Origin of the sequence: Flagellimonas cixiensis, from assembly GCF_042134615.1 — a bacterium.
Taxonomy (GTDB): Bacteria; Bacteroidota; Bacteroidia; order Flavobacteriales; family Flavobacteriaceae; genus Flagellimonas; species Flagellimonas cixiensis.
The window spans coordinates 1355385-1378248 of record NZ_CP169639.1 but is presented as its reverse complement, the minus strand read 5'-3'; the positions used below and the strand labels follow the sequence as shown (position 1 = coordinate 1378248).

Below are 22864 nucleotides of genomic sequence, written 5' to 3'. Positions count from 1 at the left end.
TTTTGAAATGTTAAAGCAATTATAAATTGCTAACAATTCCATGGTTTTAGATAATCGTCATCATCAAACTAATAAAAATAGACGCACTAACAACAATTCGATGGGCTGCAATTTATTTTCCTCCTTACAATTGCTTAATTTTCAGTCCAATTATAACTAATTCAAAACAATGATTTCTAAAATTGCAAACCTCAAAACATTGCTGTTTTCTACTGCGATGTCTTTGACATGCGCTTCTGCCTTGGTTGCGCAAAAAGTTCCCTCGCCAAAAGACGTGTACGGATTTGAAGTGGGAGCGGACTACAAATTAGCCGACTACTCACAAATTGAAGATTACCTGACCCAACTGGACAATGCTTCCGACAGAGTTCAAAAAATTGAAATTGGTGAAACGGTTCTTGGACGTAAAATGTACGTTTTGTTTATTTCAACCGAAGAGAATTTGGCCCAATTGGACAAATGGAAAGACATCAGCACCAAATTGGCCCGCGCCACCGTTAGTGATGCTGAAGCCCAACAACTTTCCCAAGACGGAAAAGCCATCGTTTGGATTGACGGGGGTATGCACTCTACAGAGTTGGCCCACGGACAAATGACATCTGAGTTGGCCTATACTTTGGCAACTTCCGAGACCAAAGAAATGCAAGACATCCGAGAAAATGTGATTACCATCCTTATGCCGGTAATGAACCCTGATGGATTGGATATTGTAGTGGACTGGTACCGTAAAAACTTGGGTACAGCCTACGAAACTTCGCGCCCTCCGGTATTGTACCATTACTATATGGGACACGACAACAACAGGGACTGGTTTATGAACACTCAGCCTGAGACCTACAACGTGACCAAGATTTTGTACAACGAGTGGTATCCTCAGATTGTGTACAACCACCACCAATCATCACCAGCTTGGACCAAAATTTCTATTCCACCTTATGCTGACCCAGTAAACCCGAACATCAATCCAGCGATTACAGCTGCTGTAAGTGAAGTAGGTTCTGCCATGTCCAAAAGATTTTCTTTGGAAAACATGCCAGGAGCCATTGCCGACAACCACTATACCATGTTCTGGAACGGTGGAGGTAGAACAGTGCCTTATTACCACAACATGATCGGTATTTTGACCGAAACAGGCCACACCACCCCAACCCCAAGATTTTACGACCCTAAAAAACTTCCAAAAATGGTTGCGGGCACAACTCCTACGGATGGAACGGACATTATGTATGCCGATGTATGGAAAGGTGGCGAATCACATTTTAGAGATGCCGTGGATTACATGTTGACAGCTACTTGGGCAACGTTGGATTTAGCCTCCGATCGCAGAAGTGATTATCTGTACAATATCTACAGAATGGGTAAAGACGCCATCAAAAAAGGAGAAACCGAAGATTTCTTCGCTTACATTATCGACAAAGAACAATGGGATTCCTTTGAAGCAGTGAACTTGATCAACGTATTGCTTCGTGGGGGTATCGAAGTGGAGCAAGCCACTAAAGATTTTACAGTTGGAGATAAAAAATATGAGAAAGGATCTTACGTGATCTATACAGGTCAAGCGTTTAGACCATATTTGATGGATTTGATGGAGAAGCAAAACTATCCAACCCGTTTCCAATATCCAGGTGGGCCACCGGACACCCCTTACGATTTGGCCGGATGGACGTTGCCTATGCAAATGGGAATTGATGTGGATAAAATTGCTGAATCTTTCAAAGCCCCAACTGAAAAAGTTTCCGGATTGGTTGATTATTACGAAGGAAGCGTGAACAAAAGCGGTTCTTTCGGATATGCACTTAGCGTAAACACCAATGCATCCGTAGTGGCTACCAACAAAGTATTGAAAGCTGGAGGAACAGCTTACAAGGCCATGACTGAATTCAAATCTGGAAAAGCGTCATTCCCCGCAGGGTCCTACGTGGTTACTGGCGATAAGGAATTAATGGAATCGTTGGCTGATGAGTACGGATTGGAGTTCACTGGATTAGCAGCTAAACCAGAAGTGCAACTGACCAAAATCCACCTACCAAAAGTAGGATTGTACAAATCTTGGGTGGCCAATATGGATGAAGGATGGACTCGTTTTATTATGGATGAGTATGAATTTGACATGGATACGTTGCATGATGCCGACATCAAAACAAAAGATTTGTCTCAATACGATGCGATTATTATCCCATCACAAAGACCAAGTTCCATTTTGCACGGACATAGCAACCTGAGTATGCCAGAAAAATTCACCGGCGGAATTGGTTTGGACGGTACCGTAGCATTGAGCAAGTATGTGAGCAACGGAGGCACTTTGATTGCTTTTGATGAAGCCAGTAACTATGTAATCGAGCAGTTCGGATTGCCATTAAGAGATGCCACTTCAGGGGCCGATAGCAAAGATTTCTTTATTCCTGGATCTTTGATCAAAACAGGAATAGACACAACCCACTCACTTGCATTTGGTATGAAGGATACGGTTTCCGTTTCTTTCAACAGATCTAGGGCTTTTGTGATTGACAAGCAACGCAAAAGTGGCGAAGGTGGAACAGAGGAAATTAAAGATGCCCCTGCACCAGAAGTTGAGGTGATTGCCACCTATGCCGCCAAAGGATTATTGATGAGTGGATGGGCTATGGGCGAAGAGCGTTATATTGCCAAAAAACCGGCTATGGTCAAAGCTAAATACGGAAAAGGTTCAGCCATTTTGTTTGCGTTCAGACCACAGTTCCGTGCGCAGCCAAGAGGCACTTACAAGTTGATTTTTAATGCCATTTACGAAGCAGCTTCAGAATAGCATTTAGGATATATTAGTGTAAAATAAAGGCCCGACAATCGTCGGGCTTTTTTTTATCTGAAAAGTATCGCAACCGCCCCAATCGCCGTCACAATCAAAATAAAGCGCTTGTAGTTTTTCTCATTGATTTTCTTCACCAAGAAAACACCCAAAATAAGACCGAAAAAAATAGCAGGCAATAATTTTAAATTGATGGCCAAGGTTTCAGGAGTAACCGTTTTCCACACCCAAATATGAAAAGGCAGTTTAAAAAAGTTGGTGATCAAGAAAAGCCATGCTGCCGTTCCCACAAATTCATTTTTGGGCAATCGCATCGCCAAAAAGAAAATATTGCTGAATGCTCCCGCCAAGTTTCCGATCATGGTGCAAATTCCGGCTAAAATTCCCATAGAGCCAGAAAACAACCAATGCGATGGTACACTTTCCGATTTTCTTCGATCCCAAAAAAGCAAAAGGCCCAAACTCAAAAATATCACGATCACCATCCCCCATTTAAACTCGGTTTCGGGCAAATCTTTACCAATCAAAACCCCGATCAGAATCCCAAGAATCATCCAAGGAAGAAACTTTAAAATATATTTCCATTGGGTGTGACGGTTGTAATAGACTACGGCAAAAACATCCCCAACCAATAATAAAGGAATAAAAAGTCCGGTGCTCGCCCTTGAGCCAAATGCAAGGGCCATGAGCGTCACATTAAAAATGGACATGCCCTTAAGGCCCGCTTTGGAGACTCCCATTAAGAATACCGCGGTGGCCGCCATGGTCCATGCAGCAATCGAAATATCGGAGAGGGAAGTAAGAAACATGCAAAGTTTTTATCGGGTTACAAAAGTAACCCAAAAAAGCTATCTTTAGCGCCAGCCAAACTAAACAAATGGAACTACAACTTTTAGATTACATCATTATTTTTGGGTTCTTCGCCCTCGTACTTTTCATCGGAATTTACGTTTCTAAAAAATCCGGACAAAGCTCAACAGAATACTTTTTATCGGGTCGTAGCATGCCTTGGTGGCTTTTGGGATTGTCCATGGTAGCCACTACATTTTCTACCGATACGCCCAATTTAGTGACCGATTTGGTGCGCTCAAATGGGGTGTCCGGAAACTGGGGTTGGTGGTGCTTTTTGCTCACGGGAATGTTAACCGTTTTCGTGTACGCCAAGCTTTGGAGAAAATCCAATGTAAAAACCGATTTGGAGTTTTATGAATTAAGATACGGAGGAAAGGCGGCCAGTTTTTTAAGAAAATTCAGAGCCATATATCTTGGGGTATTGTTTAATGTGATCACGATGGCATCCGTTACCTTGGCCGCCATAAAAATTGGTGGTGTGATGCTGGGATTGGACCCGTGGGTAACCGTGGTAAGCGCTGGACTTATTACTGTAGTTTTTAGTGCCCTTGGTGGATTTAAAGGAGTTGTGTATAGTGATTTCTTCCTGTTTTTTATGGCCATGGCAGGCGCTATTGGCGCCGCATATTATTTGGTAAATCTTCCTGAAGTGGGAGGATTACAAGCTGTTTTGGAAAATGAAAATGTAAAGGATAAATTAAGCATCTTGCCTGATTTTAGTGATAAAAAAGCCTTGATTACCGCTCTAATTATACCATTAGCTGTACAATGGTGGAGTTCTTGGTACCCAGGCGGGGAACCCGGTGGTGGTGGTTATATTGCCCAGCGTATGTTGGCCGCTAAAAATGAAAACCACGCTATCGGGGCTACATTCTTTTTTAATATTATGCACTACGCGCTAAGACCTTGGCCTTGGATTTTGGTAGCGTTGGCTTCTTTGGTCGTGTATCCAGATATTGCCAGTATACACGAAGCATTTCCAAACGTAACCGAAGATAAATTGGGTCACGATTTGGCGTATTCTGCCATGATGACAAAATTGCCGACAGGACTTTTGGGTGTTGTTTTGGCTTCCTTGGTTGCAGCATACATGTCCACTATTTCTACGCAGTTGAACTGGGGGTCTTCCTATATAGTATATGATTTCTACAAACAACAAATAAATCCACAGGCCACTGAAAAGCAAATGGTAAATGTGGGAAGAATTTCTACCGTATTATTAATGGTGTTGAGTGCATTTTTGGCTTTGGCCTTGCAAAATGCCATGGGAGTGTTCAACCTATTATTATCATTCGGAGCAGGAACAGGTCTCATCTTCATTTTAAGGTGGTTCTGGTGGCGAATCAATGCATGGACAGAAATTACAGCTATGTTTTCTTCTGGAATCCTAGCAGTTTTATTGGAGACAACTCCTTTGAGGGAATATTTGTTTGCCCCCGAAACAGGAATTTTTCCAGAATGGGCCGATTTACCATTTATAATGTTAGTCACTACAATTATTTGGTTAACAGCCACTTTTGTTACTCAGCCTGAAAGCAAAGAAGTGCTTCGAAGCTTCTACATTAAAATTCAGCCAGGAGGTCCGGGTTGGTCAAAAATTGTAAACGAAGCAAAAGAAGATAATGTTGAGATAGTCAAGACCAACGAAAAATGGAGTGTTCCATCAGGTATTAAAGCAATGCTTGCAGGTGTTGTTTTGATTTATTCCATCATGTTTGCCACTGGATATTGGATCTATGGGGAATATCAACTTGCTTCAGGACTCACGGTTTTGGTTATTGTATCCGCATTGGTACTATTAAAGGTATGGCGCGGAATGAAAAACGTGTTTTAATCACGGAGTTCCAATAATCGGGCAACATATTTTCCGACCACATCAAACTCCAAGTTGACCACTGTACCTACTTTATAGGTATGGAATCGGGTGTGCTCGTGCGTGTAAGGAATTATGGCCACGCTGAATTGGTCCTTTTTGGAGTCGACTACGGTTAAACTAACCCCATCTACAGTAATGGAACCTTTTTCAATGGTTACGTTGTTCAATTTGGAATCGTATTGAAAGGTGTAGGCCCAACTTCCATCTTTTTCTTCGATGGAAATACATTGGGCAGTTTGGTCTACGTGTCCCTGTACAATATGTCCGTCCAATCGAGCACCAAGCACCATGGCGCGTTCCAGGTTAACTACATCATCAATCGAAAGATCATCTAAATTGGTTTTGTTGAGGGTTTCTTCAATCGCAGTAACTGTATAACTCTTATCTGTTACCGAAACAACGGTAAGGCAAACCCCATTATGGGACACGCTTTGATCAATTTTTAATTCAGAAGTGATGTCCGAAGCAACAGTAATATGAAGATTGCCCCCCTCTTTTTCAAGATTTTCAACTTTACCCAAAGTCTCGATGATACCAGTGAACATGTGTGTTATTATTTAACTAGCTTTGTAATGCAAAAGTAGCCATATCGGCATTGATTTTATGGAGGAAACGCAAAAAATAAAGCTGGGGATTTCCATTGGGGATTTTAACGGCATTGGGTGTGAGGTGGCATTAAAAACCTTTGAGGATGCAAGAATGTTGGATTTTTGCACGCCCGTCATCTTTGCATCGAACAAGATAATTTCCCAACAAAAGAACGATTTGGGCCTCGACATCAACTTTCATGGGGTGCGAGATGCTTCACAGGTGGTTGATGGTAAAATCAATATTGTAAACGTTTGGAAAGAAAATCCAAAAATAGAATATGGTCAAGCGACCAAGGAGGGTGGCGATTTTGCCATTCGTTCGTTGCGTGCAGCGGTTACCGCTTTAAAGGAAAACAAGATTGATGTTTTGGTCACGGCGCCCATCAATAAAAACAATATCCAGTCAGAAGATTTTAAATTCCCGGGTCACACCGATTTCCTTGCCCAAGAATTGCAAGGGGAGAGTTTGATGTTTATGGTGACCAACAATTTGCGCGTTGGATTGCTTACCGATCATATTGCAGTAAAGGATGTGGCCAAGGCCATCACCCCAAAACTGATTCGCAACAAAGTGATTACGATGGAAAAATCCCTTAAAATGGATTTCGGAATTCGCAAACCCAAGATTGCGCTTTTGGGTATTAATCCGCATAGTGGCGATAATGGTACCATTGGGGAGGAAGATGATAAAATAATGAAGCCGACCATACAAGAATTGTTCGCCAAAGGCACTTTGGTATACGGTCCTTATTCGGCAGATAGCTTTTTTGGTTCGGGTACGCATGAAAATTTTGATGCGGTCCTTGCAGCCTACCATGACCAAGGGTTGATTCCATTCAAAACCCTTAGTTTTGGAAAAGGAGTGAATTATACGGCGGGCCTAAACAGGGTTCGGACCTCGCCCGACCACGGTACAGCCTATGAAATTGCTGGAAAAGGCAAGGCCGATGAGGGTTCTTTTAAAGAAGCGGTATTTATGGCGCTTCAAGTATTTAAAAACCGAATGGAGTACTTGGAATTGACCAAAAATCCACTGCAAAAGCAAAAAATTCGGAAGGGTGGACAAAAAGTTGACTCCTAATCTGATATTTATTGTTGATAAAATTGCAGTTTTGTAGATAAGTAGTATCTTTGCACCCGCCTTTAAAGGCTGGTACACAAACCTTAAGTGTAGAAATGATGAAGCTGAAAGAGTTTTTTATCCCTTTTTCAGGTCTGAAGCTGGGAAAACATGATTTTGTGTACGAGATTGACAATGCGTTCTTTGAGTCTTTTGAATACCAAGAGTTTAACGGAGCTTCAATCCGAGTAAATGCCATTTTGGAAAAGATGAGCACCATGATGGAATTGGAAATTGAAGCCGAGGGAACTGTTAATGTGGATTGCGACCTTACTGGGGAGCCGTTTGATCAACCCATCGAATCAGATTTGCATCTTGTCATCAAGTTTGGTGAGGATTACAATGATGAGGATGATGAGATTTTGATCATTCCACACGGGGAACATCAAATTAATATTGCACAATATGTGTACGAAATGTTGGTGTTGGCCGTTCCACAAAAACGAATTCACCCTGGAGTAGAAGACGGAACGTTGAAGTCGGAAATCTTGGATAAGTTGGAAGAGCTCCAACCCAAGGAAACAAAAGAAGCATCAGACGATAAAACAGATCCCAGATGGGACGATTTAAAAAAGTTATTAACGGACAAATAGGTTTATAATGGCACATCCTAAAAGAAAAACATCAAAAACCAGAAGGGACAAAAGAAGAACCCATTACAAAGCGGTAGCCCCTACTATTGCCAAAGATTCAGTTACAGGTGAAATGCACTTGTACCACAGAGCGCACTGGCACGAGGGTAAATTGTACTACCGTGGTCAGGTTTTGATCGACAAAACTGAGGAAGAAACTGCAGCGTAATTGCAAACTCCTTAAAATAAAGCAACTCCCGTTTTAAAACAAGCGGGAGTTTTTTTATGGCCCAAGGTTAATTTCAAAAACGGAGTGATTTTGAAGGGAAAGTCATATAAAATGACTAATTTTCACCGCTTTTGGGTCAAATTTCAATGTTTTTGACAATAAAGAGAGGCTAAAATGAAAAAAACAACGGCAGCAATTACAGCTGTAGGAGGGTATGTTCCTGAATTCGTTCTTTCCAATAAAGTATTGGAAACCATGGTAGATACCAACGACGAATGGATTACCACCAGAACAGGAATCAAAGAGCGAAGAATCTTAAAAGAAGAGGGTGCGGGTACATCTTTTATGGCGATTAAGGCCGCAGAAGATTTATTGCAAAAAAGAGGAATAGAAGCTTCCGAAATAGATTTTGTTTTGGTTGCTACGGCAACCCCTGATCTTCCCGTAGCATCCACTGCGGCATATGTTGCATCAGAAATTGGTGCCGTAAATGCATTTGCTTACGATCTTCAAGCTGCTTGTTCCAGTTTCTTGTATGGAATGTCAACCGCAGCGAGCTATATCGAATCAGGCAGGTATAAAAAGGTATTGGTCATCGGGGCAGATAAAATGTCTTCCATTATAGATTACACCGATAGAACTACTTGCATTATTTTTGGAGATGGCGCTGGAGCGGTTCTTTTTGAGCCCAATGAAGAAGGTTTGGGACTTCAGGACGAATATTTGCGCTCGGATGGAATTGGTCGTCAGTTTTTGAAGATTGATGCAGGAGGTTCCATATTACCGGCTACTGAAGAAACGGTAAAGAACAAACAACATTACGTGCATCAAGATGGGAAATCGGTTTTCAAATTCGCCGTTTCCAATATGGCCGATGTATCCGCATTGATCATGGAGCGCAACAACCTTACCAAGGACGATGTGCAATGGTTGGTGCCGCATCAAGCCAATAAGCGAATCATAGATGCAACCGCCAACAGAATGGGTGTGGAGCCCGAAAAGGTGATGATCAACATTGACCGTTATGGCAATACCACCTCGGCAACATTACCCTTATTGCTTTGGGATTATGAGAAGCAATTAAATAAAGGAGATAATTTAATCTTTGCCGCATTTGGTGGAGGTTTCACTTGGGGATCTATTTACTTAAAATGGGCCTATAATTCTTAAATCACACAACTAACAAATTCATATTCCATGGACATTAAGGAAATTCAAAGTTTAATCAAGTTTGTAGCCAAGTCGGGTGCTAGCGAGGTGAAATTGGAGATGGAAGACATCAAAATCACCATCCGTACAGGTGCAGTGGGCTCAAGCACTCCCGAAACCACAATTGTTCAGCAAATACCAATGGCTCAGGCCCCAGCGGCGCAACCCGCAGCAGCAGCGCCAGTGGCAACCGAAGCTGCTGCTCCAGCAGCTGAATCTTCAAAATCGGAAGATTCAAAATACATTACCATTAAATCTCCCATCATTGGAACATTCTATAGAAAACCATCCCCAGACAAGCCTGCATTTGTTGAGGTTGGAAGCTCTATCAGTCAAGGCGATGTTCTTTGCGTGATTGAGGCAATGAAACTTTTCAACGATATTGAATCCGAAGTTTCAGGTAAGATTGTTAAGATCTTGGTGGACGACTCCTCACCAGTTGAGTTCGACCAACCATTGTTCTTGGTAGACCCATCGTAGTGAATTTTAAATGCTAAATTTTAATCCCCTTTTTAAGGAGGATTAAAGCCATTTAAAATTTAGAATTCAGAATTTAAGATTGTGTTCTATGTTTAAAAAAATATTGATTGCAAATAGGGGAGAGATTGCCTTAAGGATAATCAGGACCTGTAAAGAAATGGGCATCAAAACAGTGGCGGTGTACTCCAAGGCAGACGAGGAAAGTTTGCACGTACGCTTTGCCGACGAAGCAGTTTGTATTGGCCCAGCTCCCAGTAGCGAATCGTACTTAAAGATTCCAAATATTATAGCTGCGGCGGAAATTACCAATGCCGATGCCATACACCCAGGATATGGGTTCCTTTCCGAAAACGCCAAATTTTCAAAGATTTGTGCGGAGCACGATATCAAATTTATCGGAGCGTCTGGTGATCAGATTGATCGTATGGGAGATAAGGCCACGGCCAAGGAAACCATGCGTAAGGCAGGAGTTCCAACTGTTCCAGGTTCTCAAGGTCTTTTAAAAGATGTGGCCCACGCCAAGGAAGAGGCCAAAAAAATGGGCTATCCTGTAATGATAAAAGCTACCGCTGGTGGTGGAGGTAAGGGAATGCGTGCCATTTGGTCCGAAGATGAAATGGAAAAGAGCTTTAACAGCGCCGTGAACGAAGCAACCGCTGCTTTTGGCAACGGAGGAATGTACATGGAAAAACTGATTGAGGAGCCGCGCCATATTGAGATTCAGGTGGTAGGAGACCAATACGGTAAAGCGTGTCACCTTTCCGAAAGAGATTGTTCCGTTCAGCGTAGACACCAAAAATTGACCGAAGAGACCCCGTCTCCATTTATGACGGATTCACTTCGCGAAGAAATGGGTAAAGCAGCCGTAAAGGCAGCAGAGTATATTAAGTATGAAGGTGCAGGTACCATTGAGTTTTTGGTGGACAAACACAGGAACTTCTACTTTATGGAAATGAACACCCGTATTCAGGTAGAGCACCCGATTACCGAGCAAGTTGTCGATTACGATTTAATCCGTGAGCAAATCTTGGTGGCAGGTGGAGTTCCAATTTCTGGTAAAAATTACTATCCAAAATTACACTCCATTGAGTGTCGAATCAATGCAGAGGATCCTTATAACGACTTTAGACCATCTCCAGGGAAAATTACGACCTTGCATACCCCAGGAGGACATGGCGTTCGTTTGGACACCCACGTGTATAGCGGATACATGATTCCACCGAACTACGATTCCATGATTGCCAAGTTGATTACAACTGCGCAAACCAGGGAAGAAGCCATTAATAAAATGCGTAGGGCCTTGGACGAGTTCGTAATCGAAGGTATTAAAACTACCATTCCATTCCATCGACAATTGATGGATCATCCAGATTATTTGGCAGGTAACTACACTACCAAGTTTATGGAGGATTTTAAAATGGATCCAAAATATTTAGATCATCATTAAAAAGAGCCCCGATTTTATCGGGGTTTTTATTTTATGGAAATAAGTTACTGGGAGCATAAAAGTTGGTTTTCCAATGTGGATTTCACCATTATTGGAAGCGGTATTGTTGGTCTTAACTGTGCGTTGAGTCTCAAAGAAAAATATCCCAAAAGCAACATTTTGGTATTGGAAAGAGGAAGCCTGCCACAAGGCGCTAGCACTAAAAATGCAGGTTTTGCCTGTTTTGGGAGCGTTTCCGAGCTATTAGCAGACCTGGAGCACCATACTGAAGAAGAAGTGGTAGAACTCGTTCAAAAGCGATGGAACGGGATTCAACGGTTACGCAATCTGCTTGGAGATTCCGCTATTGGGTTTGAATTGCATAGCAGCCATGAACTTTTTCTTTTGGAAAAACCTGATTTCTTTAAAAAGTGCATCGATTCCATTTCCTATTTGAATGATTTGATGGAGCCTGTTTTTGGAGCCAAGCCATTTTTACCCAATAGAAATCTTTTCGGATTTGAAAACGTTCAAGAGCAATACATTACCCATATTTTTGAAGGGCAATTGGACACGGGTAAAATGATGAAATCGCTGATTCAAAAATGTTTGTCCAACGGAATTCCCATTTTATATGGGGTAGAAGTGGAAGCCTTGTTGGAAACTGAAACCAAGGCCATCGTAAAGACCAAAGACTTTGAGTTTGATTCCAAACAAGTTTTTGTCGCGACCAATGGCTTTGCCTCCAAACTTTTAAAGACAGAAACTATAAAACCTGCCAGAGCCCAAGTTTTGATTACCGAACCCATTAAAAATCTTCATATCAAAGGCACTTTCCATTTTGATGAGGGCTATTATTATTTTAGAAATATTGATGACCGAATTCTGTTCGGGGGTGGCCGAAATCTAGATTTTGAAACCGAAGAGACCACTGAATTTGGTCAAACGGAAATCATTCAAAATAAATTAGAGGTATTGCTGAACCAAATGATTTTGCGCCATCAAAACGTAAAAATCGAGCGTCGATGGAGCGGGATCATGGGTGTTGGCGCCCAAAAGTCACCCATTGTAAAACCCGTTTCCAATTCCATTTTTTGCGGGGTTCGCTTGGGCGGAATGGGTGTTGCGCTGGGCAGTTTGGTAGGCAAGGAGCTGGCCGATTTAGGGGATTAAAAGTATCAAGAGCAAACTTCAAGTACAAGTGTCAAGCTCGATCAAGCATCAACAATTTCCTTGCATTGCGTTTGAACTTGAACTTGATTCTTGAACTTTTTAGATCATTCGACCATCCAATAAATTGATGATCCTTGAGCCGTATTCTGCATTTTTTTCTGAATGCGTTACTTGAATAATGGTCACGCCCTCTTCATTCAATTGTTTGAACAAGTCCATGATTTCTTCCCCTTGTTTGGAGTTGAGGTTCCCTGTAGGTTCATCGGCTAAAATTAATTTGGGGTTGGAAATTAAGGCACGGGCTATGCCCACCAATTGCTGTTGGCCACCACTCAATTGGGCTGGAAAAAGGTCTTTTTTCCCTACAATATTAAATCTGTCCAACATATCAGCAACCATGGCCTTGCGTTCAGAGCCTTTAAACTTTTTGTAGATCAAGGGCATTTCCAAATTTTCCTGAACAGTCAAATCATCCAATAAATGGTATTGTTGAAACACAAATCCGATGTATTCTTTGTACAAATTGGAGCGGTGTTTTTCTTTTAGATTGTGTACGGAATCCTCTAAAAAGTGATACTCGCCCTCATCAAAAGCATCCAGCATTCCGATAACGTTGAGTAAGGTGGATTTGCCGGACCCGGACGGCCCCATAATTGAAATGAACTCGCCTTCCTCCACTTCGAGATTGATATCTTTCAATAAAAAAATACGTTGTCCGCCCGATTGGACCCATTTAAATATGTTGTTGAGTTGTAATAGCATGTTTTTTCTTTTATTCTGTTCTTAAACTTTTTACAGGGTTTGCCGATGCTGCCTTTACGGTTCGTGTACCTACGGTGATAAAGGCAATAAAGGTGGCCAAAAGTCCTGCCCCAATAAAGAACAATGGACTTAGGGTAACACGGAAAGCATAGTTTTGCAGCCATTCATTTAAAAAATACCAAGCGATTGGTGTGGCAATGACAAAGGCTATCCCTACCAATTTTAAAAAATCTTTGGTTAGCAATAGGGCAACAGAGGAAACACTGGCTCCAATTACTTTTCGCACCCCTATTTCTTTGGTTCGTTGTGCCACGACCAACATAGAAATGGCAAACAGTCCGATACAGCTCAACAAGATTCCCAAAATACTGCCGCTGGTTACAATTGTCGCCATGGTTTTTTCTCTTCTGAACGTACGGTCTACATTTTCATCCAAAAAAGACCCCAAAAACTCTGCCTGTGGCTCAACGTTGCCCCAAGCTTTTTCAACCGCCTCAAAAGAACTGGTAATGTTCTGTGGTGCAATTTTTACATAAGCATAATACAAGTCCCAATCGTTGTTCATAAATAGCGTAAGAGGGCTCACTTGTTTACTGATATCCTGAAAATTGAAATCCTTGACCACACCAATCACGGAATAGGTCGTTTCACCATCATCCATGGGAATACGAACGGAAAGCGGGTCTTCTTCGCCCAATTGTTTGGCCATGGTTTCGTTGATGACCAGGCTTAAGCTATCTGCGGCATAGTCCCTACTGAAAGTTCTTCCGGCCACAACATCAAGGTCCAAGGTTTTTGCATAATCGTAGTCAACGGTCAAGGCATTGGTGACCACCCCACGTCCTTGGTAGTCAAAACCCATCATACTGCTCATTAGGCTTCCATCCTTACCCAATCCCAAATTGTTATCAGCTCCAGAAATATTTAGGATGTTCGGATTGCCTTTTAATTCTTCGCGAAGCAATTCGACCACACGATAACTGTCTTTTTTTCCATTTAGAGGAATAGAAATTACCTGCTCTTTGTTATAACCCAAATCTTTGTTGCGCATAAATTCTATCTGACCATGCAACACTAAAGTTCCGCTGATAAGCAAAATGGCTATGGCAAATTGCAATACGATCAAAGCATTTCTAAGACGGTTTTTACCTAGATCAAGTTTTCCTTTTAAAGCACGAAGCGTACCCAATCTGCTCATTACAAGAGCAGGATATCCACCAGCAACCAGTGTGATGCAAAAAATGGAGAGTCCAAAAATGAGTAAAATTTCAGGTTGGGTCACATGCTCCAAAGTAGCTCGTGTTTTGAACAGTGATTTGAACGGTTCCAATAAAAGATTGCCCAAAACCAGACCCATTATGGTCGATACGGTAAAAACCAAAAGGCTTTCCAGCCAAAACTGAAGGAACAATTGTTTTTTAACGGCCCCGAGGGTTTTGCGCATGCCTATTTCTTTTAAGCGTTTTTCACTCAAGGCAATGTTCATATTTATGAAGTTGGCGCAAACAATAAAAATAATAACAAATGCAACGCCCAAAATCATGTAGGGAAATGCTCGTTTTACTTCTGCAGCTCCACTGGCAAATGAGGTAAAGTGCATATCGGCAATGGGCAACAAATGAAATTGTTTATACAAGCCATCCGCATTGGCAATGGCCCCATCTCTTTTCGCATTTTCGATGCTTCCTTTGTAATGCAGACTGGTAAATTCTCTTGTGTTTTTTTCAAATTGTTCTGGGGTTACGCCCTCATCCAACTGCACATAGACCAAATGGAACTGCGAATCCCAACGGTCGATACTGGAAGCATATTCTGGATGGTTTTCAAAAGGAATAACAATATCAAAATCTATACTGCTATTCGATGGAGGGTCTACCACAACGGCAGAAATGGTGAATACCTGTTCCTCTTTGCCTATTTTTAAAGTAATGGATTTACCGACAACATTTTCTGTGCTGCCAAATACTTTTTGGGCTCCTTCTTCCGAAATGGCAACACTGCTTTTATTGGACAAAGGGTTTTTGGAATTGCCCAGTACGGCAGGAAATGTAAATAGGTCAAAAAAGGGAGGGTCGGCAAATTCAGCATCCAGATTGATTTCTTTGTCATTATACGTGGCTAGTGCATCATCACTCAACGTTCGGACTGCATGTTTGATGCCCGGCACATCAGCCTTTAAGGCAGGGGCCAGAGGCACAGGTTGTGAAGTGCCCGATTCCACCCCTCTTGGCGTTTGACTGGAAAGATATACTTGGTAAACCGAATCCTTGTTTTTGTGAAATTGATCATAGGAAAGCTCAAAAAGAGCGGTCATGGCCAATAAAAGTGCAACGGCAAGTGCGGAAGTTAGCCCTATGATATTTGCCAAAGTAAACACCTTGTTTTTGATCAAATTTCGCCAAGCAATCTTAATATAGTTCTTTAGCATGTTTTTCGTTTTTTTGGTTGATGATTTATTCGGTTCTTAATGAATCTACAGGATTAATATTGGCTGTGCGGTAGGTTCGTGTGACAATAACCGACAATGCAACGAGTACCATACCAATTCCACTAGTTAAAAACACCCACCAACTTAAGTTAGTTTTAAAGGCGAAATTTTGGATCCATTCTTGAATTAAATACCACGAAATGGGAACGGAAATCACAAAGGCAATTCCAATTAGAATCAAAAACTCCTTGGAAAGTTCCATGTTGAGTTGAGCTAAATTGGCCCCCAACACTTTGCGAACGCCAATTTCTTTTACCCTTCGTTCGGTAGTGTACACAACCAATCCCAATAGTCCCATGCAACTGATCAAAATGGAAAGTCCTGTGGCCCAAGACAGCAATTGAACCGTACTGCGTTCCGTTCTGTAAAAGCCTTCCACAATTTCATCCATAAACAGTACTTGTACTTCCTCATCAGGATAAACTGATGCCCATGCTTCTTCAATTTGTTTTACCGAATTGGTCCAGTTTTCAGAATTTTCACCAAGGTCAAAATGAATACTGCTGAACATAGAATAATCGTCATCCGCCCAGTCACCAGTAATGGCCATGGGACCAATATCGGATCGGAGGGAATGTTGATGGAAATCACGCATTAACCCTACAATAGGGATTTTAAGAGTATCCATTTTTACGAAAGTACCAACTACATCAGCGGTGTTTTGAAACCCCACTTCACGGGCAAAAGCTTCGTTCACAATGTATTCTCTAACACTATCGTTGAGCATTTGCCTTCCTGATAGAAGTGGAATGTTATAGGTGTTCAGATAGTTGACATCGCCCCATAATAATTGGGTTTCTTGGTGCATTTCTGCATCTTCCTTAAAATAGGTCAGCATGGAAGTGGAATAGTTGTTGGAAGCCGGAGGATTTCCGCCCCAACTCACATTGGAGAGTTCGTTAATGGCTTTGACCGCATTGAACAATCGTTCTTTTTTCACTTCAGAGTTATTGTTCCAAGGCGTGTTAACATAGGCCGTGGCGTTGGTTTTTAGTCCCATGTCTTTGTTCATTACGTAATGGAGCTGTTTGGTGACCAACAAGGTGGCAATCACAAAAACCTGAGCCACCACAAACTGAAAAACAGTTAATGTTTTACGTAAACGAACCCCTTTGTCTCCTTTGGAGAACTGTCCTTTTAAAACGGACACAGGTCTGAAGCCAGACAGTACAAAGGCAGGATAAAAACCAGATAAAAAACTTACCAAAACAATCAAAACCAGTATGCCCATTGCTCCCTTAACACTGTACAATATGGATAGGTTGATATCCGCAGGTAAGAAATCTGCAAATTGTCGGAGCAATAAAGGAGCTAAAACCAGGGATAAAACGGCCGCAATACAGGTGAGAATTAAGGTTTCAAACAAAAATTGGCGAACTACTTGCTTTTTGGAGCTACCCAAGGTTTTTCGAATGCCAATTTCCTTGGCCCGAGTTAAAGCTTGAGCCGAATTTAGATTGATAAAATTGGCACATCCCAAGAGCAATAAAAACAATGCAACAAACCCCAAGCTTTTTAAAACCTTAATGCTTGCCACATGTTCGGAATTGTTAAATGGATATTCACCATACTCTCCCCCAAAATGGAGGTTGGTCAAAGGTTGAAGCACAAAGACACGTTCATCATTTATAGCCCATTCTGCCTTGTTTTTATGTTCCGTTGCCAATTCCTTAAGGCGAGACTCAACCAATGCAACGCTGGCTTCATCCCTTACCTTAAAAAACAATTGGTCGCCCGAGTTGGTGCCGTTCCATTGATCGTTGGTGACGATATCCTTTGCCCCAAACATTTTGGCCGAGGATAACGACATGAATTCAGTAAACTTAAAGTCGCTGTTTTGTTGAAAATCGGCTACAACTCCGCTCACTTTTACGGAAATGGAATCGTTATAAACCAGCGTTTTGCCCACCACATCTGAAATTGGAGTGTGAGGAAAATATCGTTGGGCCTTTTTTTCTGAAAGAACCACTTGAGCTGGGTTTGATAAAGCCGATTTGCTATCACCTGCCAACCAAGCATATTCAAATAATTCAAAATAAGCATTGTCAGCCAAAATGGAATTTTGGACATTCTTAAAAGTGAGATCTTGAGGTTTGTTTTCAACCTTAAAAAAATTCGCGCTCATAAAAGGTGCTGCCAATTCAACTCCAGGCATCCCTTCTTGAAAGGTTCGCATCAAAGGAACCGCAACTCCCCTATTTGAAAATTGGTTTCCATTCGATTCAAAAACGGTAGAAACCCGATATATTTTGTCCTTGTCCTTATGAAAGGTATCAAAGGAAAAATCAAAATAAACAATGGCGCCAATGACCATGGCGGAACACAACCCTATGGACAAACCTAACACATTGATAATGGAGAAAAGCTTGTTTTTTAAGATGCTTCGCCAGGCAATTTTTAAGTGGTTGAAAAACATGGTTGGTGTTTATATAGTTAATTATTCGGTTCTTAAACTTTTAACAGGGTTAACAATGGCCGCTTTGATACTTTGGTAACTTACGGTTATCAAGGCTATACCCACTGCAATAAATGCGGATAGGGCAAACGTCCACCATGGAATGTTGATGTGATATGAGAAATCTTCCAACCATCTGTCCATCGCAAACCACCCAATGGGCAATGCAATAAGGACAGAGATACCAACAAGTTTCAGAAAATCCATGGACAATCGATAAACAATTTGCCCAACGCCTGCGCCCATTACTTTGCGAACACCAATCTCTTTCACACGTTTTTGTGCATTGAATGCAGCCAACCCAAAGAGTCCCAAACAGGCGATTAAAATGGAAAGAAGGGTAAAGATCATAAAGATTTGTCCCAAACGTTGTTCAGCTTCATAGCTGTTATTGAAGGAATCGTCCATGAAATAATGTTCAAAGGGCTGTGTTGGGGCCAATTTGTTCCAAATGGCCTCAATGCTTGCAATAGTGGAAGACATGTCGCCGCCGTTAAGTTTAATGGATAAATTGCTTGCGTCGTCTCCTCCGAAGAACAGTCCCAATGCCTCGACCTCATCCCTAAGGGATTCAAAATGGAAATCTTTGACCACACCTATTACAGTCATAAGGGAGTTGGTATTAAAATTGTCTACAAACTGGGCGCCAATCGCATTTTCGGGTGTTTTACCCATTATGGCCACCGTTTTTTCATTAATAATGATACTGGTAGAATCACTGGGAAAGCGTTCAATATCAAAATTTCTTCCTGCTACTAGCGAAAGCCCCATGGTTGTCATGTAGTTGCTATCTACTCTCCATTGCTGCATGTTCACCACTTTTTCCTGACTTCTGTCATCCGCCTGCATAAATGAACTGTCGCTACGGGAAGAGGGAGTAGGCAAGAAACTGCTTAAGGATGCTGTATTTACTTGGCTCAATTGAAGTACTTCGTTTTTAAACGTATTTCGATTGCCTTCAAGGGCATTTACGCCCCTAATGACCAATACTTCATCTTTGCCATAACCTAGGTCTTTTCCTTGGATGTAATTCAACTGCTGGAAAACAGTAAGTGTACCCATGATCAAGAATACCGAAATGGAGAACTGAAGTACGACCAAGGCATTACGGACCCCTCCACCTCCAATGGAGTTGTCTCCCTGACCTTTGAGTACTTTCGCAGCTACAAAGCGCGACATAAAAAATGCGGGATATCCTCCGGAAAGAATCCCCAGTGCAAAAGTGGCGATCAAAAGGATTAGCCAAAAGCTAAGACTTCCGTATGGTATCTCTAGCTCTTTACCAGAAAGATCGTTGTATAAAGGCATGGCAATGGCGGCAATAATTAGGGCAAAAACCAAAGATCCGAGGGCAATCATTCCGGATTCGGTTAAAAACTGCCCGATCAAACTACTGCGTTGCGACCCCAAAGTTTTTCGAATGCCAACTTCTTTAGATCGTTTCAGAGAATGGGCGGTGGACAGGTTCATGAAATTTACACTGGCCAGCACCAAAAGTATAAGGGCAATGGCACCTAGGATATACACATTTTTAATGTCGGATACCGGACTAAATTCTGGGCTTCGCCCCGAATACAAATGAACCTTGGTCAAGGGGATGGTAGAGTAGTTCACATAATTTCCAGAATCCAAAAATTGCTGCTCTGTAATTCCCGGATAAAATTGTTGGGCATATGGAATCAGATATTTGCCAACCATACTTTGTAATTTATCCTGAATGTCGGCCCCACTGGTTCCCGGCATCAATTTGATGAGCGTGTAATAATTATGGCTTCCCCATTCAGCCATTCTGGAATCTTCGTAGCCGGCCATGGACAAAAACAAACCTCTGTCCTGAAGAAAGGAATTGGTGGGTAAATCATCAATAACCCCTGTGACTCGATAGGTGTTTTGATCGTTCAACACCACTGTTTTTCCAATGGCTTGATCAATGGGAAAATGTTTTTCGGCTGCAGTTTTGGTCATCACCAACGTATTGGGCTCTACCAAAGCAGTTTGTTCATCGCCGTGCAAAAGGGGAACACCCAACATTGTAAAAAAGGTAGAATCGGCATAGGTGACCGAAGCCTCCCTAACATTGTTTCGTGCTTCTTCGGAACGGATAAAAATACTTCCAATACCTCTAAATCGCGTAACCATTTCCACTTCGGGAATGTCGTTGAGCATCGCCTCTGCCATAGGGGCAGAAACTTCAGCCAATCGTTCTGCTTTACCACCAAATTTCATATCAGAGTTGACACGGTAAATTCGGTCGGAATCTGCAAACATTTTATCATAGCTCAGCTCGTCATATATATAAAGACTGAGCAAAAGCCCGCCAGCCATTCCGATGGCTAATCCAAATATATTCAGGAAGGTAAAGAATGGCTGCTTTTTAAGGCTTCTCCAGGCGATTTTTAAATTGTTTTTAAACATGATCTGTGTTTTTTGAAGATGATTTATTCAGTCCGCAGGCTTTTGGAAGGATTGGATTTTGCCGCTTTTATGGCTTGAAAGCTTACGGTAATAATGGTGAGTAGGAAGGCCCCGAGCATTGCCAAGGCAAAAATCCACCATTTAAGGATCACACGATAGGGGTATTCTTGCAACCACCCATTCATAACATAATACGCTATGGGCACTGCAATAAAGCAAGAAATGACCACGAGCTTTAAAAAGTCTTTGGAAAGCATGTTCCAAACATTGAAGATCGATGCCCCGAGTACTTTGCGAACACCAATTTCTTTGGTGCGTTGCTCTGCAACAAAAGAAGTAAGACCAAAAAGTCCCAAACAACTGATTAAAATGGCCAATGCGGTGAAAATGCCTGATAATCGGCCCACACGAACCTCTGAAGCGAACTTTTTGCCGTATTCCTCATCCACAAAATCATATTGAAATGGGATGTCGGGAAAATGCTCTTTAAATACGCGTTCAATTATGGCGATGTTTTCTGACGCACTTTTATTGGGGTTTAACCTTAGGTTATAATAAGAACCGTTGTCATTTCTATCGAATACATACCACCCTTGTTTTACGGGTTCATAAGGAGATTGGGCAATCATATCTTCCACCACCCCAATTATTTTCATCGGTTCAAACGAATTGTCGTCGGGATCGGAACTTGTGATAAATTTTCCAATAGGATCTTCGAGTCCCATATATTTTACTGCTGTTTCATTGATCAACAAGGCAGTTGAGTCTGAAGCAAAATCTCTATTAAAATCACGTCCAGCCACTATTTTAAGACCCAAACTTTTGGCGTATTCTGGAGAAACCTCGGTCCAGGCTAAATCTTCTTGGAACCCTTCAGGTTTGCCTTCCCAATCAAAACCACTTCGGTTGGACCAAATTCTTGTGGTAGGCGCACTGGATGTCGACATTTCGGTAACGGCACCCGACTTGATGAACTCGTCACGCATCAAGTCAAATTTGCCGGTAAAGTCTTGACTCATGGTCGGTATTTGAACCAATCCTTCATTATCGTAACCAATAGGTCTATTTTGGGCATGGTTGATTTGCTGCATAACAATCACGGTTCCAATAATGAATGCGACCGAAACGGTAAACTGAACCACTACCAATATTTTTCTTGGAAGCCCCGAATGTTTTCCTGTTTTAAAAGTTCCTTTCAAAACATCAACAGGTCTAAAAGAAGATAGGTATAATGCGGGGTAGCTGCCGGCTAACAAGGCAGTAAACAAAATAAAAACCAATGAAATACCCCAGAAGGAAATGGATGTCCATGGAAATTCTATTTCTTTTCTAGCCAATTCGTTGAAACCATTTAATGAAAGGACCACGATGCCAACGGCAATTACAAAGGCCAAAAGCACCACTAAAAACGATTCACCTAAAAACTGGTTGATCAATTGCCCGCGTTGTGATCCAATGGATTTTCTTATTCCCACTTCCTTAGCTCGTTTTTCGGAACGGGCGGTACTGAGGTTCATAAAGTTGATACAGGCCAAAAGGAGTACAAAAATGCCAATAATGCCAAAAAGCCAAACATATTTGATTCGGCCACCAACCTGTTTTCCATTTTGAAAATTCGAGCGCAAATGCCAATCTTCCATGGGCAACAAAAACATTTCTGGGTTGAACTGAACCAATTCAGCATCATTTAATTGCTTAACGTTTTTTATTTTATCGGTCACGGCCTCCATCGTGGTGTTGTCCGCTATTTGGACAAACATTTGGAATGAGTTATTGTCCCAATAATCCTCGGAACGTTTTACCCAATCCCAGATGGTAATATACTTTGCCCATGGCATTAGGTAGTCGCTATCAAAGAATGAGGTGTTGAATGGGATATCTTCGTAAACTGCCGTCACCATCATGTCGTATTGGCTATTCACCTCCAAATTTTTTCCAATCGGATCCTCGTTGCCAAAAAGAGCTTTGGCGGTTGATTCGGAAAGCATGATGGTATTGATATCCCGCAAGCCATCTTTTTCGCCTTTTACTATTTTAAGGTCAAGTAACTCTGGTGCCTCCCGTTGCATAAAATAACCATTTCTGGAAAGACTGGTTTCCCCATTTTTTAAATATTGGGGCATGTTCCATGAAGACATCATTACGTACTTAAAGTTATCCATGTAATCTTCACGCATGGCCTTTTCCAAAGGTCTCGGAATAGCTGGTCCAGTTCCTGTTTGCCCGTTCATGGTTTGGGATTGGTACACTTGGGCAATTTTATCCTTATGGGCAAAATAGCTGTTGTGGTTGAGTTCATCATTGATCCAAAGACCAATGATCAAGGTAACGGCCATGCCCAAGGCAAGGCCCCCCACATTGATTATGGTGTAGGCCTTGTGCTTGGTTAGGTTTCTCCAGGCGATTTTTAAATAGTTCTTAAGCATGATGAT

16 protein-coding genes are annotated in these 22864 nt (G+C 41.8%); 9 read left to right on the top strand and 7 right to left on the bottom strand.

All coding sequences use genetic code 11. From position 1 onward, the window contains the following. Positions 1 to 169: 169 nt before the first annotated feature. Positions 170 to 2785 carry a M14 family metallopeptidase gene (locus ABT310_RS06090; RefSeq protein ID WP_375325858.1) on the top strand — a complete coding sequence of 872 codons (2616 nt, stop codon included), beginning with the start codon at positions 170 to 172 and terminating at the stop codon, positions 2783 to 2785. A gap of 53 nt (positions 2786 to 2838) precedes the next feature. On the opposite strand, the gene ABT310_RS06085 is transcribed toward ABT310_RS06090, so the two are convergent. Continuing rightward, on the bottom strand, positions 2839 to 3594 hold the full coding sequence (locus ABT310_RS06085; RefSeq protein ID WP_375325857.1) for a sulfite exporter TauE/SafE family protein: 756 nt from the start codon (positions 3592 to 3594) through the stop codon (positions 2839 to 2841). A gap of 68 nt (positions 3595 to 3662) precedes the next feature. Here ABT310_RS06085 and ABT310_RS06080 point away from each other — a divergent pair, with 68 nt between their 5' ends. Then, positions 3663 to 5471 (top strand): sodium:solute symporter family protein, encoded by a 1809-nt coding sequence (locus ABT310_RS06080; protein WP_375325856.1) that lies wholly within the window; start codon positions 3663 to 3665, stop codon positions 5469 to 5471. On the opposite strand, the gene ABT310_RS06075 is transcribed toward ABT310_RS06080, so the two are convergent. Further along, positions 5468 to 6058 (bottom strand): riboflavin synthase, encoded by a 591-nt coding sequence (locus ABT310_RS06075; RefSeq protein ID WP_375325855.1) that lies wholly within the window; start codon positions 6056 to 6058, stop codon positions 5468 to 5470. The genes ABT310_RS06080 and ABT310_RS06075 overlap by 4 nt on opposite strands. A 58-nt stretch (positions 6059 to 6116) precedes the next feature. Here ABT310_RS06075 and pdxA point away from each other — a divergent pair, with 58 nt between their 5' ends. The 7 genes from pdxA to ABT310_RS06040 all read left to right on the top strand — a co-directional run bounded on the left by pdxA (position 6117) and on the right by ABT310_RS06040 (position 12312). After that, a complete protein-coding gene (gene pdxA, locus ABT310_RS06070; RefSeq protein ID WP_375325854.1) occupies positions 6117 to 7184 on the top strand; it encodes a 4-hydroxythreonine-4-phosphate dehydrogenase PdxA in 1068 nt (355 codons plus the stop codon). Between the two features lie 95 nt (positions 7185 to 7279). Next, positions 7280 to 7816: a DUF177 domain-containing protein gene (locus ABT310_RS06065; RefSeq protein ID WP_375325853.1), complete on the top strand. Its 537-nt coding sequence runs from the start codon at positions 7280 to 7282 to the stop codon at positions 7814 to 7816. A 7-nt stretch (positions 7817 to 7823) separates the two neighbouring features. Further along, positions 7824 to 8024: a 50S ribosomal protein L32 gene (rpmF, locus tag ABT310_RS06060; RefSeq protein WP_072876398.1), complete on the top strand. Its 201-nt coding sequence runs from the start codon at positions 7824 to 7826 to the stop codon at positions 8022 to 8024. 174 nt (positions 8025 to 8198) lie between these two features. Next, positions 8199 to 9194, top strand: coding sequence for a beta-ketoacyl-ACP synthase III (locus tag ABT310_RS06055; protein WP_375325852.1), 996 nt, complete (start codon positions 8199 to 8201; stop codon positions 9192 to 9194). A 27-nt stretch (positions 9195 to 9221) separates the two neighbouring features. Next, a complete protein-coding gene (gene accB / locus ABT310_RS06050; protein ID WP_375325851.1) occupies positions 9222 to 9713 on the top strand; it encodes an acetyl-CoA carboxylase biotin carboxyl carrier protein in 492 nt (163 codons plus the stop codon). 88 nt (positions 9714 to 9801) lie between these two features. Then, positions 9802 to 11160, top strand: coding sequence for an acetyl-CoA carboxylase biotin carboxylase subunit (accC, locus tag ABT310_RS06045; RefSeq protein ID WP_375325850.1), 1359 nt, complete (start codon positions 9802 to 9804; stop codon positions 11158 to 11160). A 33-nt stretch (positions 11161 to 11193) separates the two neighbouring features. Continuing rightward, positions 11194 to 12312 carry an NAD(P)/FAD-dependent oxidoreductase gene (locus tag ABT310_RS06040; RefSeq protein ID WP_375325849.1) on the top strand — a complete coding sequence of 373 codons (1119 nt, stop codon included), beginning with the start codon at positions 11194 to 11196 and terminating at the stop codon, positions 12310 to 12312. Positions 12313 to 12411: 99 nt separating this feature from the next. Here the strand turns inward: ABT310_RS06040 and ABT310_RS06035 are convergent, their stop codons facing one another. From ABT310_RS06035 to ABT310_RS06015, 5 genes are read right to left on the bottom strand one after another with little or no spacing between them, the layout of a single operon-like run. Continuing rightward, positions 12412 to 13074, bottom strand: coding sequence for an ABC transporter ATP-binding protein (locus ABT310_RS06035; RefSeq protein ID WP_375325848.1), 663 nt, complete (start codon positions 13072 to 13074; stop codon positions 12412 to 12414). A gap of 10 nt (positions 13075 to 13084) precedes the next feature. After that, positions 13085 to 15502 (bottom strand): ABC transporter permease, encoded by a 2418-nt coding sequence (locus ABT310_RS06030; protein WP_375325847.1) that lies wholly within the window; start codon positions 15500 to 15502, stop codon positions 13085 to 13087. A gap of 25 nt (positions 15503 to 15527) precedes the next feature. Next, positions 15528 to 17978, bottom strand: a complete 2451-nt coding sequence (locus ABT310_RS06025; protein ID WP_375325846.1) for an FtsX-like permease family protein — start codon at positions 17976 to 17978, stop codon at positions 15528 to 15530. 21 nt (positions 17979 to 17999) lie between these two features. Continuing rightward, positions 18000 to 20432, bottom strand: a complete 2433-nt coding sequence (locus ABT310_RS06020; RefSeq protein WP_375325845.1) for an ABC transporter permease — start codon at positions 20430 to 20432, stop codon at positions 18000 to 18002. A gap of 23 nt (positions 20433 to 20455) precedes the next feature. Further along, a complete protein-coding gene (locus ABT310_RS06015; RefSeq protein WP_375325844.1) occupies positions 20456 to 22858 on the bottom strand; it encodes an ABC transporter permease in 2403 nt (800 codons plus the stop codon). Between the last annotated feature and the right edge of the window lie 6 nt (positions 22859 to 22864).